Origin of the sequence: Vibrio sp. V03_P4A6T147 (genome assembly GCF_002241085.1) — a bacterium.
Classification (GTDB): domain Bacteria; phylum Pseudomonadota; class Gammaproteobacteria; order Enterobacterales; family Vibrionaceae; genus Vibrio; species Vibrio anguillarum.
In genome coordinates this window covers 1-14,448 of the sequence record NZ_NDIO01000062.1, presented here as the reverse complement: position 1 = coordinate 14,448, position 14,448 = coordinate 1, and the positions used below count along the sequence as shown (strand labels likewise).

At 45.2% G+C, this 14,448-nt stretch carries 15 protein-coding genes; 14 read left to right on the top strand and 1 reads right to left on the bottom strand.

Annotation, left to right across the window (positions count from 1 at the left end; all coding sequences use genetic code 11):
* Window positions 1-56: 56 nt before the first annotated feature.
* From mnmG to glmU, 14 genes are all read left to right on the top strand, one after another.
* The gene (gene mnmG / locus B9J84_RS02230) at window positions 57-1,955 is read left to right on the top strand and encodes a tRNA uridine-5-carboxymethylaminomethyl(34) synthesis enzyme MnmG (RefSeq protein ID WP_094123439.1); all 1,899 of its coding nucleotides are present in this window, start codon (window positions 57-59) and stop codon (window positions 1,953-1,955) included.
* Entirely contained in the window at window positions 1,952-2,584 is a 633-nt protein-coding gene (gene rsmG / locus B9J84_RS02225) for a 16S rRNA (guanine(527)-N(7))-methyltransferase RsmG (RefSeq protein ID WP_094123438.1), read from the top strand. The genes mnmG and rsmG overlap by 4 nt, the downstream gene beginning before the upstream one ends.
* A gap of 14 nt (window positions 2,585-2,598) precedes the next feature.
* Window positions 2,599-3,372 (top strand): ParA family protein, encoded by a 774-nt coding sequence (locus B9J84_RS02220; RefSeq protein ID WP_013855586.1) that lies wholly within the window; start codon window positions 2,599-2,601, stop codon window positions 3,370-3,372.
* A gap of 24 nt (window positions 3,373-3,396) precedes the next feature.
* A complete protein-coding gene (locus B9J84_RS02215) occupies window positions 3,397-4,278 on the top strand; it encodes a ParB/RepB/Spo0J family partition protein (protein ID WP_017046373.1) in 882 nt (293 codons plus the stop codon).
* A 188-nt stretch (window positions 4,279-4,466) separates the two neighbouring features.
* On the top strand, window positions 4,467-4,856 hold the full coding sequence (locus B9J84_RS02210; protein WP_013855588.1) for a F0F1 ATP synthase subunit I: 390 nt from the start codon (window positions 4,467-4,469) through the stop codon (window positions 4,854-4,856).
* A gap of 8 nt (window positions 4,857-4,864) precedes the next feature.
* Window positions 4,865-5,695 carry a F0F1 ATP synthase subunit A gene (atpB, locus tag B9J84_RS02205; protein WP_013855589.1) on the top strand — a complete coding sequence of 277 codons (831 nt, stop codon included), beginning with the start codon at window positions 4,865-4,867 and terminating at the stop codon, window positions 5,693-5,695.
* Between the two features lie 57 nt (window positions 5,696-5,752).
* Window positions 5,753-6,007, top strand: coding sequence for a F0F1 ATP synthase subunit C (atpE, locus tag B9J84_RS02200; protein WP_002540812.1), 255 nt, complete (start codon window positions 5,753-5,755; stop codon window positions 6,005-6,007).
* Window positions 6,008-6,083: 76 nt separating this feature from the next.
* On the top strand, window positions 6,084-6,554 hold the full coding sequence (gene atpF, locus B9J84_RS02195; RefSeq protein WP_013855591.1) for a F0F1 ATP synthase subunit B: 471 nt from the start codon (window positions 6,084-6,086) through the stop codon (window positions 6,552-6,554).
* 15 nt (window positions 6,555-6,569) lie between these two features.
* Complete coding sequence (atpH, locus tag B9J84_RS02190; protein ID WP_013855592.1) at window positions 6,570-7,103, top strand: F0F1 ATP synthase subunit delta; 534 nt, start codon at window positions 6,570-6,572, stop codon at window positions 7,101-7,103.
* Between the two features lie 13 nt (window positions 7,104-7,116).
* The gene (atpA, locus tag B9J84_RS02185) at window positions 7,117-8,658 is read left to right on the top strand and encodes a F0F1 ATP synthase subunit alpha (protein ID WP_094123437.1); all 1,542 of its coding nucleotides are present in this window, start codon (window positions 7,117-7,119) and stop codon (window positions 8,656-8,658) included.
* Between the two features lie 63 nt (window positions 8,659-8,721).
* Window positions 8,722-9,588 (top strand): F0F1 ATP synthase subunit gamma, encoded by an 867-nt coding sequence (gene atpG / locus B9J84_RS02180; RefSeq protein ID WP_013855594.1) that lies wholly within the window; start codon window positions 8,722-8,724, stop codon window positions 9,586-9,588.
* Window positions 9,589-9,622: 34 nt separating this feature from the next.
* Window positions 9,623-11,026 (top strand): F0F1 ATP synthase subunit beta, encoded by a 1,404-nt coding sequence (gene atpD, locus B9J84_RS02175; RefSeq protein WP_010319968.1) that lies wholly within the window; start codon window positions 9,623-9,625, stop codon window positions 11,024-11,026.
* A gap of 18 nt (window positions 11,027-11,044) precedes the next feature.
* Window positions 11,045-11,467 (top strand): F0F1 ATP synthase subunit epsilon, encoded by a 423-nt coding sequence (locus tag B9J84_RS02170; RefSeq protein WP_013855597.1) that lies wholly within the window; start codon window positions 11,045-11,047, stop codon window positions 11,465-11,467.
* Window positions 11,468-11,617: 150 nt separating this feature from the next.
* A complete protein-coding gene (gene glmU / locus B9J84_RS02165; RefSeq protein ID WP_026029111.1) occupies window positions 11,618-12,979 on the top strand; it encodes a bifunctional UDP-N-acetylglucosamine diphosphorylase/glucosamine-1-phosphate N-acetyltransferase GlmU in 1,362 nt (453 codons plus the stop codon).
* A 62-nt stretch (window positions 12,980-13,041) separates the two neighbouring features.
* On the opposite strand, the gene punC is transcribed toward glmU, so the two are convergent.
* Window positions 13,042-14,247, bottom strand: coding sequence for a purine nucleoside transporter PunC (gene punC, locus B9J84_RS02160; RefSeq protein WP_026027660.1), 1,206 nt, complete (start codon window positions 14,245-14,247; stop codon window positions 13,042-13,044).
* Between the last annotated feature and the right edge of the window lie 201 nt (window positions 14,248-14,448).

The window sequence follows — 14,448 nt, the reverse complement described above, 5'->3', positions numbered from 1 at the left end:
GGTAGAATACGCCTCTTTTGTCAGTCCATGCTTCATTGAATACCTGAGGTCGGTTCATGCTTTATCACGAAAAATTTGACGTCATTGTGGTCGGTGGTGGCCATGCTGGAACGGAAGCCGCTCTCGCTGCAGCTCGTACTGGTCAAAGTACGCTATTGCTTACCCATAACATTGAGACTCTAGGACAGATGTCGTGCAATCCTGCGATTGGCGGAATTGGTAAAGGACATCTGGTTAAAGAAGTCGATGCCATGGGCGGTCTAATGGCACAAGCGATTGATCATGCAGGTATTCAATTTAGAACACTCAATGCCTCAAAAGGGCCAGCAGTTCGAGCGACTCGAGCCCAAGCAGATCGTGCGCTTTACAAATCGTATGTGCGTGATGTGCTTGAAAACACGCCAAACTTAACTTTGTTCCAACAAGCGGTCGATGATCTTATCGTTGAAAATGATCGTGTAATGGGCGTTGTGACTCAAATGGGCCTCAAATTCCACGCCAAAGCGGTGGTATTGACGGTAGGCACCTTCCTTGGTGGAAAGATCCACATTGGTCTTGAAAACTTCTCAGGAGGCCGCGCAGGCGATCCTCCATCGATCGCATTAGCACAACGTTTACGTGAACTGCCATTTCGAGTTGATCGTTTAAAAACGGGTACGCCACCAAGGATCGATGCACGCAGTGTGGACTTCTCAGTGTTAGAAACACAACACGGTGATAACCCAACGCCTGTTTTTTCCTTCATGGGACAACGTGAACAGCATCCACGTCAAATACCATGCTACATCACGCATACCAACGATAAAACGCATGATGTGATCCGTGCCAATCTTGATCGTAGTCCGATGTACGCAGGTGTCATCGAAGGTATCGGCCCACGCTACTGCCCATCGATCGAAGACAAAGTCATGCGTTTTGCCGACAAAAATAGCCATCAAATTTTTATCGAGCCTGAAGGTTTGACCACGACAGAACTCTACCCTAACGGTATTTCCACCAGCTTACCGTTTGATGTACAAGTGCAGATCGTTCGCTCAATGAAAGGGTTTGAAAACGCACATATTGTTCGTCCGGGTTACGCCATAGAGTACGATTTTTTCAATCCACAAGATTTAAAACAAACCTATGAAACCAAATTCATCAGTGGTTTGTTCTTTGCTGGTCAAATCAACGGCACCACCGGATACGAAGAAGCGGCAGCACAAGGGTTAATGGCTGGTTTGAATGCAAGCTTATTTAGCCAAGAAAAAGAAGGCTGGAGTCCACGCCGTGATCAAGCTTACATGGGCGTGTTGATCGATGATCTTTCCACTATGGGTACCAAAGAACCTTATCGCATGTTTACCTCTCGCGCTGAATATCGCTTACTGCTACGCGAAGATAACGCCGATTTGCGTTTAACCGAAAAAGCCAGAGAGTTAGGTTTAGTCAATGATGCGCGCTGGGCGCGTTTTAATCAAAAAATGGAAAACATGGAAATTGAGCGTCAACGTTTGAAACAAACGTGGATGAACCCGAACTCCGTTGGTGTTGATGCACTGAATGCGTTGCTCAAAACACCGATGTCTCGTGAAGCAAGTGGTGAAGATCTACTACGTCGACCTGAAATCACCTATCAACAGCTCACGTCGCTTGAGTCATTTGCACCAGCATTGAACGATAGTGAAGCGGCTGAGCAAGTTGAAATTCAAATCAAATACGATGGTTATATTCAGCGTCAGCAAGATGAGATCGACAAATCATTGCGCCATGAGCACACTAAATTGCCGCTGGATCTTGACTATAAACAGGTCAAAGGCTTGTCCAACGAAGTGATCCTTAAGCTTAACAATGCCAAACCTGAAACGGTTGGTATTGCCTCTCGTATTTCTGGTATTACACCAGCTGCTATTTCTATCTTATTGGTTTATTTGAAAAAGCAAGGTGTACTGAAGAAAGGGGAAGACGCCGCATGAGCGAGTTAAGAACGCGTCTCGATGATTTAATTGGTCAAACCGATCTCGAGGTCAATGAGCAGCAACGTAGCAAATTAGTCGGTTACGTGGAACTGCTGAATAAATGGAACAAAGCCTACAATCTCACCTCAGTGCGCGATCCTATGGATATGTTGGTGAAACATATTTTAGATAGTATAGTGGTAAGTCCTCACTTACAGGGTGAGCGTTTTATCGACGTTGGTACTGGGCCTGGTTTACCTGGTATACCTCTCGCTATCATGAATCCTGATAAAACCTTTTACTTACTCGATAGTTTGGGTAAGCGCATTCGTTTTATTAAACAAGTTCTGCATGAGCTTGGTATTAAAAATGTGACCGCGATTCAAAGTCGAGTCGAAGAGTTTCAGCCTGAAGTAAAATTTGATGGCGTACTGAGCCGTGCGTTTGCTTCAATGCTCGATATGGTGGAATGGTGTCACCATTTACCAAAAGAAACATCGGGCCGATTTTTAGCCCTGAAAGGACAACGGCCAGATGAGGAAATAGCCACACTACCTGAGTGGTGTTCTGTGACTGATGTCAAAGCTTTGAAAGTTCCTGAGTTGGAAGGTGACCGTCATCTTGTAATCTTATCTCGCAAGGGATAACAGCGAGGCATACCGTGGGCAAAATCGTAGCAATCGCCAACCAGAAAGGTGGCGTAGGAAAAACAACAACGTGCATTAACTTAGCGGCCTCTATGGCGGCGACTAAGCGTAAAGTTTTAGTGATCGATCTCGACCCACAAGGCAATGCAACGATGGCCAGTGGTGTTGATAAGTATCAAGTAGATGCAACCGCGTACGAATTGTTGGTCGAAGACACTCCTTTTGATGAAGTCGTGTGTCGCAAAACAACGGGACACTACGATTTGATTGCGGCGAACGGAGACGTGACAGCCGCTGAAATCAAATTAATGGAAGTCTTTGCTCGCGAAGTGCGTTTGAAAAATGCCCTCGCGCCAGTTCGTGATAACTATGATTTCATCTTTATTGATTGTCCTCCTTCTTTAAATCTTCTTACAATCAACGCCATGGCCGCAGCGGATTCTGTGTTAGTGCCAATGCAATGTGAGTATTTTGCATTAGAAGGTTTAACGGCGTTAATGGATACCATCAGCAAGTTAGCCGCGGTAGTCAACGAAAACCTGAAAATCGAAGGGTTACTTCGAACGATGTACGATCCGCGTAATCGCCTAGCCAATGAAGTATCCGATCAACTGAAAAAGCACTTTGGAAACAAAGTCTATCGCACCGTTATTCCTCGTAATGTCCGTCTTGCTGAAGCGCCAAGTTATGGCAAGCCAGCAATGTACTACGACAAGTATTCAGCTGGGGCAAAAGCGTATCTCGCCTTAGCTGGCGAAATGCTTCGTCGAGAAGAAATACCCGCATAATCTCAACTAAAGGAATTCGTCTACATGACTAAACGTGGTTTAGGAAAAGGATTGGATGCATTGCTCGCAACCAGTTCTCTTGCTCGTGAAAAGGAGCAAGCCGCCTCACATAGCCAAGCACTCTCTTCTGATGGCGAATTAATGGATATCGCGGTATCAAATTTGAAACCTGGCATGTATCAACCACGTAAAGATATGTCGGCAGAAGCGTTGGAAGAGCTATCTGCGTCTATCCAATCGCAAGGTATTATCCAGCCGATCGTGGTAAGACGTTTAGAGCTTGGCGGCTATGAAATTATTGCAGGTGAACGCCGTTGGCGCGCTGCAAAACAAGCAGGTTTAAAGCAAGTGCCCTGTTTGATCAAAAATGTCCAAGATCGCGCTGCGATTGCGATGGCACTGATAGAAAATATTCAACGCGAAGATTTGAATGCGATTGAAGAAGCACAAGCTTTAGAGCGGTTGCAAGACGAATTTAAGCTCACTCACCAACAGGTGGCTGATGTGATTGGTAAATCACGCACTACCGTGAGTAACTTATTACGCTTAAATCAATTGGCGGATGGCGTGAAGCGTTTAGTGGAAACCAAGCAGCTTGAAATGGGCCATGCACGAGCATTATTGATGCTCGAAGGCGATCAACAAATTGAAATTGCACAACGTGTGGCCGCAAAACAGCTGACCGTGAGACAAACTGAGCAATTAGTGAAAAAGTGTTTAACACAGCCTTCTGAGAACGGATCGGCATCGGAAGACTTAGATGCACAACAAATGTCACAAAGATTGAGTGAAATGTTAGGGGCTAAAGTGTCGATCATTCGTTCAAAAGGTGGCAAAGCCAAAATGACGATTAGTCTTGATGAGCCTCACAAATTAGAGCAACTAATTGCCAAGCTAGAAAGCTAAATGAGATAATTGATTTAAGTCAATTATGCAAAAAACGTTTTTTTATTTGAAAGTTGTCGGTTTGTAAACAAAATTGTAACTTTTTGCTGTCTTTCAATTGCAATCAGTTCGACTCACCGTATAATTTTCGCCAATTTCCCAGCCCTATGTTGTAGATGAGCTGAGGATATTACTAGAGGTACGAATACATGGTAGCTGCGTTGGCTAGACCAGGACGAGAGCTTGCTAAGCGATTGTTAATGATCCAGTCTGGCGCGGTTATTTTTGTGGCGGCAGGGATGGCGGTAGCTGTAAATGCTGAATGGGGCTTTTCTGCGCTGATTGGGGGTGGCATCTTTGTCATTGCCAATGCGGTTTTTGCGCTGTGTGCTTTTATGTTTAGTGGAGCTCGTGCTGCGAAGCAAGTTGCGGCCTCTTTCTACACTGGCGAAGTACTCAAGATCCTCATCACAGTTGCACTGTTCTGTGTTGCCTACATGTATATGCAGGTGGAACTCGTTCCCCTCAAACTAACCTATTTGCTGGCTCTAGGTATTAATATCTGTGCGCCAGTGCTATTCATTAACAACAAAAAATAGGATGAGTTATGGCTGCGCCAGGTGAAGCGCTAACATCGTCCGGATACATTGAACACCACTTGACGAACCTCTCTCTTGCGAAGATTTCTGAGCATTACGATTTGGGGCTGTCAATTAGTGAGACGAGTTTCTGGAACGTACATATCGATAGCCTGTTTTTTTCCTTGTTTACTGGCTTAATATTCCTATGGATATTTCGCTCTGTAGCAAAGAAAGCAACAGCGGGTGTACCCGGTAAGCTGCAGTGTTTTGTTGAAATATTGGTAGAATTTGTCGATCAAAACGTCAAAGACACCTTTCATGGACGCAATCCACTTATAGCACCGCTGGCACTGACTATCTTTTGTTGGGTATTGTTAATGAACATCATGGACTTAGTGCCCATCGATTTCTTACCGTATCCAGCACAACATTGGCTTGGTATCCCTTATCTAAAAGTGGTTCCGTCAGCTGATGTGAATATCACCATGGCTATGGCTCTAGGCGTATTTGCTCTGATGATTTACTACAGCATCAAAGTGAAAGGCCTAGGTGGTTTTGCGAAAGAATTAGCTCTACATCCATTCAATCACTGGACCATGATTCCGTTTAACCTACTTATTGAAGTGGTATCGTTACTTGCGAAACCTCTCTCACTCGGTATGCGTCTATTCGGTAACATGTTCGCAGGTGAGGTGGTATTTATTCTTATCGCAGCGATGCTACCATGGTGGCTACAATGGATGGGTTCACTACCGTGGGCGATTTTCCATATTCTGGTAATTCTGATTCAATCTTTCGTGTTCATGATGCTGACTATTGTTTATCTATCAATGGCACACGAAGATAGTGATCATTAATTTTTTAAAGCTTTTTATTTGGGCACATAAGCCAACAACTATAAATTGGAGATAGTAATGGAAACTTTACTGAGCTTTTCTGCAATCGCCGTAGGTATTATCGTCGGTCTTGCTTCTCTTGGTACAGCGATTGGTTTCGCACTTCTAGGCGGTAAATTCCTTGAAGGTGCTGCTCGTCAACCAGAAATGGCTCCTATGCTACAAGTTAAGATGTTCATCATCGCGGGTCTACTTGATGCGGTTCCTATGATCGGTATCGTAATTGCGCTTCTATTCACTTTCGCGAACCCATTTGTTGGTCAACTAGGTTAATCAACCGATCACACAAATTGATGATTTGTCGTTGATTAATACTTTTCGTTGGTGAACAAATAGAGGGGTAGCTGTTGTGAATATGAACGCAACTCTGCTAGGTCAAGCAATCGCGTTTGCACTGTTTGTGTGGTTCTGCATGAAATATGTATGGCCGCCAATCATGAATGCGATCGAAGAGCGTCAGAAGAAAATTGCTGACGGTCTTTCAGCCGCTGAGCGTGCTGCTAAAAACTTGGATCTAGCACAAGCCAACGCTTCTGAACAAATGAAAGAAGCGAAGCGCACTGCAACTGAGGTCATCGAACAGGCAAATAAACGTAAAGCTCAAATTTTAGATGAAGCACGTGAGGAAGCTCAGGCAGAACGCCAGAAAATCCTTGCTCAAGCGGAAGCTGAACTTGAATCTGAACGTAACCGTGCCCGCGATGAGCTGCGTAAACAAGTTGCAACTCTGGCTGTAGCTGGTGCTGAGAAAATCCTTGAGCGTTCTATCGATAAAGATGCGCACAAAGATATTCTCGACAACATTACTGCAAGACTTTAAGGATGGGGGCGCTTTATGTCTGATTTGACTACAATTGCACGCCCCTATGCTAAAGCAGCATTCGATTTTGCGGTAGAGAAAAAGCAACTTGACCAATGGGGTCAGATGTTAGCTTTTGCTGCCGAGGTCGCAAAGAACGAGCAAATGAAAGAGCTACTAACGGGCTCTGTTTCGGCTGAGAAATTAGCGGAAATTTTCATCGCAATTTGTGGCGAACAGTTTGATGTTTATGGCCAGAACCTGCTAAAGGTGATGGCTGAGAATGGCCGATTAAAGGCTCTTCCTGATGTTAGTGAACAGTTCTTTGCTCTGAAACAAGAGCATGAGAAGCAGATGGATGTTGAAGTGATTTCAGCAACTGAGCTTTCTGATGAACAGCTTGTCAATATCAGCACCAAACTTGAGCAGCGTCTTGAACGCAAAGTTCAGCTGAATTGCAGTATAGATGAGACCCTACTTGGTGGGGTTATAATTCGAGCCGGAGACCTTGTCATCGATAACTCAGCCCGCGGTCGTTTAAACCGCCTGAGCGATGCATTACAGTCTTGATGGGGATTGGAGCATGCAACTTAATTCCACGGAAATTAGCGATCTAATTAAACAACGTATCGAATCTTTCGACGTTGTTAGTGAAGCTCGCAATGAAGGTACTATCGTATCGGTAAGCGATGGTATCATTCGCATTCACGGCCTAGCGGACGTGATGCAAGGTGAAATGATTGAATTACCGAGTGGCCGTTATGCACTTGCACTTAACCTTGAGCGTGACTCGGTTGGTGCGGTTGTCATGGGCCCATATGCTGACCTTAAGGAAGGCATGAAAGTAACAGGTTCTGGTCGTATTCTTGAAGTGCCAGTTGGTCCTGAATTGTTAGGTCGCGTAGTGAATACACTCGGTCAGCCTATCGATGGTAAAGGTCCTATCGAAGCGAAATTGTCTTCACCTGTTGAAATGATTGCACCTGGTGTAATCGACCGTAAATCAGTCGATCAACCAGTACAAACCGGCTATAAGTCAGTTGACTCTATGATCCCAATCGGTCGTGGCCAACGTGAACTTATCATCGGTGACCGTCAAACTGGTAAAACAGCAATGGCGATCGACGCAATTATTAACCAAAAAGATTCAGGTATTTACTCTATCTATGTTGCGATTGGCCAAAAAGCCTCAACTATCGCTAACGTAGTACGCAAATTAGAAGAGCACGGCGCGCTTGCAAACACAGTTGTGGTTGTTGCATCGGCTTCTGAATCAGCGGCATTGCAATACCTTGCGCCATATGCAGGTTGTGCAATGGGTGAATACTTCCGCGATCGCGGTGAAGATGCACTGATTGTTTATGATGACTTATCTAAACAAGCGGTTGCTTACCGTCAGATCTCACTACTACTCAAACGCCCACCAGGCCGTGAAGCATTCCCAGGTGACGTTTTCTATCTCCACTCTCGTCTACTTGAGCGTGCTGCTCGTGTTAGCGAAGAGTATGTAGAACGTTTCACTAAGGGTGACGTGAAAGGTAAAACCGGTTCTTTAACCGCGCTACCTATCATTGAAACACAAGCGGGTGACGTTTCAGCATTCGTACCGACTAACGTAATCTCGATTACCGATGGTCAGATCTTCCTACAAACTGAACTATTCAACGCGGGTGTTCGCCCAGCCGTTGACCCTGGTATTTCAGTATCTCGTGTAGGTGGTGCCGCTCAGACGAAAATCATCAAGAAACTGTCAGGTGGTATCCGTACCGCGCTTGCACAGTACCGCGAACTTGCTGCATTTGCTCAGTTCTCGTCAGATCTTGATGAAGCGACGAAGAGACAGCTAAACCATGGTCAGAAAGTAACAGAGCTGATGAAGCAGAAACAATATGCTCCGATGTCTGTGTTTGACCAAGCGTTGGTTATCTTTGCGGCAGAGCGTGGTTATTTAAATGATGTTGCGTTGAATAAACTGGCTGATTTTGAATCTGCTCTACTGTCGTATGCTCGTGGTCAATATGTTGATCTTGTAAAAGATATCGACAAATCGGGTGCTTATAACGATGAAATCGAAGCTCAGTTCAAGAAACTGGTTGACGATTTCAAGGCAACCCAGACCTGGTAATTGGTGGGTGACCTTAGGGTCACCACTGACCAATAACGGATTACCTTAAAAGAGAGTAAAACGATGGCCGGCGCAAAAGAGATACGTAATAAAATCGGTAGTGTTAAAAGCACGCAGAAAATTACGAAAGCGATGGAAATGGTAGCAGCTTCAAAAATGCGTCGTTCGCAAGACGGCATGGAAGCTTCTCGTCCATACGCTGAAACAATGCGTAAAGTGATCGGTCATGTGGCGAGTGCAAATCTAGAATATCGTCATCCTTATCTAGAAGAGCGCGAAGCCAAACGTGTTGGTTACATCATTATTTCAACAGACCGTGGTTTGTGTGGTGGTTTGAACGTGAACTTGTTCAAAAAAGCTCTACATGACATGAAAGATTGGTCGGAGAAAGGTGCTGAGGTTGAGCTGGCAATTGTGGGCTCAAAGGCAACGGCTTTCTTTAGAAACAGTGGCGCTAAAGTCGCTGCTCAAGTCTCTGGTTTGGGCGATAGCCCAACCTTGGAAGATTTGATCGGTTCCGTTGGTGTTATGCTGAAGAAATATGATGCAGGTGAGTTGGATCGCCTATACGTAGTGTTCAACAAATTTGTGAATACTATGGTTCAAGAACCAACGATCGATCAATTACTACCTTTGCCTAGATCGAATAGCGAAGAGATGAAACGCGAACATTCTTGGGATTACATCTATGAGCCTGAACCAAAGCCTCTACTCGATGCACTATTGCTGCGTTATGTAGAGTCTCAGGTTTATCAGGGTGTGGTTGAGAATCTTGCTTGTGAGCAAGCTGCTCGAATGATTGCGATGAAAGCAGCTACCGATAACGCAAGCAACTTGATTGATGATTTACAGCTTGTGTATAACAAAGCCCGTCAGGCGGCGATTACACAAGAACTATCGGAAATCGTTTCTGGTGCAGCAGCGGTTTAAGCTTAGGTAAAACAAACAGTTTAGAGGATTAACGATGGCTACAGGTAAGATCGTACAGATCATCGGTGCGGTAGTCGACGTAGAGTTCCCACAGGGCGAAGTACCAAGTGTTTACGATGCTCTGAATGTTGTGGATTCAAAAGAACGTCTCGTTCTTGAAGTTCAACAGCAGCTTGGCGGTGGCGTGATTCGCGCAATCGTAATGGGTAGCTCTGATGGTTTACGTCGTGGTTTGGTAGTTGAAAATACTGGCGCTCCAATTTCAGTACCAGTCGGTATTAAGACTTTAGGTCGTATCATGAACGTGCTTGGTGATGCGATTGATGAGCGTGGTGAAATCGGTGCGGAAGAGCTTTACTCTATCCACCGTCCAGCTCCAAGCTATGAAGAGCAATCAAACGAAACTGCTCTTCTTGAAACCGGTGTAAAAGTAATCGATTTGGTTTGTCCATTCTCTAAGGGTGGTAAAATCGGTCTATTTGGTGGTGCAGGTGTAGGTAAGACCGTTAACATGATGGAACTTATCAACAACATCGCACTGCAACACTCAGGTCTTTCAGTATTTGCGGGTGTTGGTGAACGTACTCGTGAAGGTAACGATTTCTACTATGAGATGCAGGAAGCCGGTGTTGTAAACATCGAAGAGCCTGAAAAATCAAAAGTAGCGATGGTTTACGGACAGATGAACGAGCCACCAGGCAACCGTCTACGTGTTGCACTGACGGGTTTGACAATGGCAGAACGTTTCCGTGACGAAGGTCGTGACGTACTTCTGTTCATCGATAACATCTACCGTTACACGCTTGCCGGTACGGAAGTATCAGCACTGCTAGGTCGTATGCCTTCAGCGGTAGGTTACCAACCTACTCTTGCAGAAGAAATGGGTGTGCTTCAGGAGCGTATTACGTCAACTAAGCAAGGTTCTATCACGTCTGTACAGGCGGTATATGTACCAGCAGATGACTTGACGGACCCGTCTCCAGCCACAACGTTCGCGCACTTGGATGCAACGGTTGTACTTAACCGTAACATCGCAGCAATGGGCCTATACCCAGCGATCGACCCACTCGATTCAACGTCTCGTCAGCTAGACCCACTCGTCGTAGGTCAAGAGCACTACGACATCGCTCGTGGCGTTCAGCAGACGCTTCAGCGCTACAAAGAGCTGAAAGACATCATTGCGATCTTGGGTATGGACGAGTTGTCTGAATCGGATAAGCAAGTTGTATCACGTGCACGTAAGATTGAACGTTTTCTAACTCAGCCTTATCACGTAGCTGAAGTATTTACAGGTGACCCTGGTGTTTACGTACCTCTAAAAGAGACGCTACGTGGCTTCAAAGGTCTTCTATCTGGTGAATACGATGACATTCCAGAGCAAGCGTTTATGTACTGCGGTACTATCGACGATGCGATTGAGAATGCTAAGAAGCTATAAGGCTAACTAGGAGGCGATATGGCAGCAATAACCTTTCACCTAGACGTCGTCAGTGCAGAGAAGAAAATCTTCTCTGGCCAAGTCGAAACGTTTCAGGTGACCGGTAGCGAAGGTGAACTGGGAATTTTCCATGGTCACACACCGCTGCTGACCGCTATTAAGCCTGGTATGGTGCGTATCGTTAAGCTACACGGCCACGAAGAAATTATTTATGTTTCGGGTGGTATTGTCGAAGTGCAACCGGGTACTGCTACAGTACTGGCTGATACGGCAATTCGTGGTGAAGAACTAGACGCAGCTAAGGCAGAAGAAGCCAAACGCAAAGCTGAAGAGAATATTTCAAATCAGCATGGCGATATGAACTTCGCACAAGCGGCCAGTGAACTGGCTAAAGCCATGGCTCAGTTACGAGTTATCGAGCTGACCAAAAAACGTCGTTAATGTGTTTTATAATTAAGACGTGATGTAAAAAGGCGACCTATAGGTCGCCTTTTTGCTTATTTTTTAACAGAAAATTATTTAGTTAAATTAACTATCTCTTTAATTACCGCTAAAATGCGGCTTAACTTTTTTAACGTCAATAGGTTGTCAATGAAATTTAGCGCAGTGATCCTCGCAGCAGGTAAAGGTACTCGAATGTATTCTAATATGCCTAAAGTGCTGCACACACTGGCGGGTAAGCCAATGGTGAAACACGTAATTGATACGTGCAATAGCTTAGGTGCCCAAAATATCCACTTGGTTTATGGTCATGGTGGTGAGCAAATGCAGCAAGCGCTTGCCGAAGAGTCGGTTAACTGGGTGCTGCAAGCGGATCAATTAGGAACTGGCCATGCCGTTGATCAAGCCTCGCCTCATTTCCAAGACGATGAGAAGATCCTCGTGTTGTACGGTGATGTTCCATTGATCTCGGAAGAAACCGTGGAAAGCTTGTTAGATGCACAGCCTAATGATGGAATAGCCTTGCTGACAGTGGTACTGGATAACCCAACCGGTTATGGCCGTATCGTGCGTAAGCATGGCCCTGTGGTGGCAATTGTTGAACAAAAAGATGCCACTGATGAGCAAAAGTTAATTAAAGAGATCAATACGGGCGTGATGGTGGCAACGGGGCGCGATCTCAAGCGCTGGTTGTCAGGCTTAAGTAATGAGAACGCACAAGGCGAATATTATCTGACAGATGTTATCGCTGCCGCGCACAATGAAGGCCGCGCAGTTGAGGCTGTTCATCCCGCCAGCTCTATTGAAGTGGAAGGAGTAAATGATCGCGCTCAACTGGCTCGTTTAGAGCGTGCTTATCAAGCAACACAAGCGAAAAAGCTATTAGAACAAGGTGTGATGCTACGTGATCCTACGCGTTTTGATCTGCGTGGTGAATTACAGTGTGGGATGGATGTTGAGATTGATGCAAACGTCATCATCGAAGGAAATGTCTCTTTGGGTGATAACGTAATTATCGGCATGGGTTGCGTGCTTAAAGATTGCGAAATTGATGACAACACAGTGATCCGCCCATACAGCGTCATTGAAGGGGCAACCGTTGCAGAAAACTGTACCGTTGGGCCTTTTACCCGTTTACGTCCTGGTGCTGAACTGCGTAATGATGCTCACGTGGGTAACTTCGTGGAAGTAAAAAATACTCGTTTGGGTGAAGGTTCGAAAGCCAATCACTTAACTTATCTTGGTGATGCCGAAATTGGCCAGCGTGTTAATGTCGGAGCTGGCGTTATCACTTGTAATTACGATGGTGTCAATAAATTCAAAACCACAATTGGTGATGATGTGTTTGTCGGTTCAGACAGCCAGTTGATTGCTCCTGTAACGATCGCCAATGGTGCAACGATTGGTGCTGGCACTACGCTAAGCAGTAACGTTGCTGAAGGTGAGTTAGTCATCACTCGCGCGAAAGAGCGCAAAATCAATGGTTGGAAGCGTCCTGTTAAGCGTAGCTAACAAATGAACGATTAAAAAGCCGCTTATAATGAGCGGCTTTTTATCAGTTCTTATTAAAAGACTTACTCTTCATCGCTGACTACGCGTGCATTATCTGGTGCGGTGAAGTGTTGAGAAAGTTCGCGGTTCGAGACGATATAACCAATCCATAGCCCGCCCATACAAATCATAATTGCAATACCCGTCACCATTTGTGCTTGGCTGGCCAACGTTGCGACCAATGCGCTGGCTAAACTACTAACGCAGATTTGTAAGCTATTTTGTAAACCCGCTGCAGTGGCTGGGCTTTGTTTGGCACTCGATAGTGCGCGGTTCACCACTATAGGGTAAAGCGCTCCGTTGGCAACTGCTATTAAGCAAAACGGTGCCAAAATTGGCCAAATGGAGGTCAGTTGCCACTGTGAGGCAATGAATACTAATAAAGTGGCAACGCTAAAGAGGCCAATCAACTGCTTGAGCACTTTTTCGTCACCAAATTTATTCACTCCCACCTTACCTAAGTAGCCACCAACCATGAAAGCGATCGTTTGAGGAATGAAACTCAAACCGATATCTTTAGCGGCATAACCAAGGCGTGCCATAATCTCTGGCATCCCAGTCAAGTAAGCAAAGAAGGCCGCAGAAGCGCAAGCAAACATCATCACATTACCCAAGTAGGTTTTAGTGCTGAGCAGAGCTTTGATATCTTGCTTAATTGAGGTTTGTTTGGGTTGTGATTGTTCATTTTTTTGAGCAAAAGTACAGGCTACAAGCGCAACGCCCATTAATGTCAATGTCACAAAAATACTGTGCCAACCAAAGTTATCGGCCAGTAAGACGCCTAATTGAGGTGCAAGCGCGGGTGAAAGCGCGACCAAAGGCATGATGGTGGCGAATATTTGCTGGCTTGTTTTAGCTGGGTAGCGTTGAATTACCATTGCTTGCCAGATCACTGCGGGAGCACACACCCCTAAAGCTTGCACAAAGCGCAACGCTAATAATTGCCACACCTGCTCGCTAAAAGCTAAACCAAATGATGCTAACGTGAAGAGAACTAGGCCAGCCGCCAAAGTGTTACGGTGACCATATTTATCGGAAGCTAAGCCCCACACCAGTTGACCTAATGCCATACCGACCAGAAAAACGGTGAGAGACAAGGCTATTTGCTCTGGCCCTGTGGCAAAGTCCATTTCCATTGCTTTAAAGGCAGGGAGGTACATGTCTGTGGCAATGAAGCCAAGCATAGAGAGCGCGGCTAAGTACAGCAACTGTAATTTTGATGCTTTCATTTTTATTACCATTCAAAAAAATTAATCAATATTTGGCCAGCATTAATCTATGCCAACCTTAATTTATCTACTCATCTATTCTATTTTTCGTTTAATATTAAATGAAACGCTAAATTTGTTGGTTATTCATCAAAAAAATTGAAGGCTTATGTTTTCTAAATCCTCATTAGAAATGCTTGATACTGTCGCACGGTTGGGTAG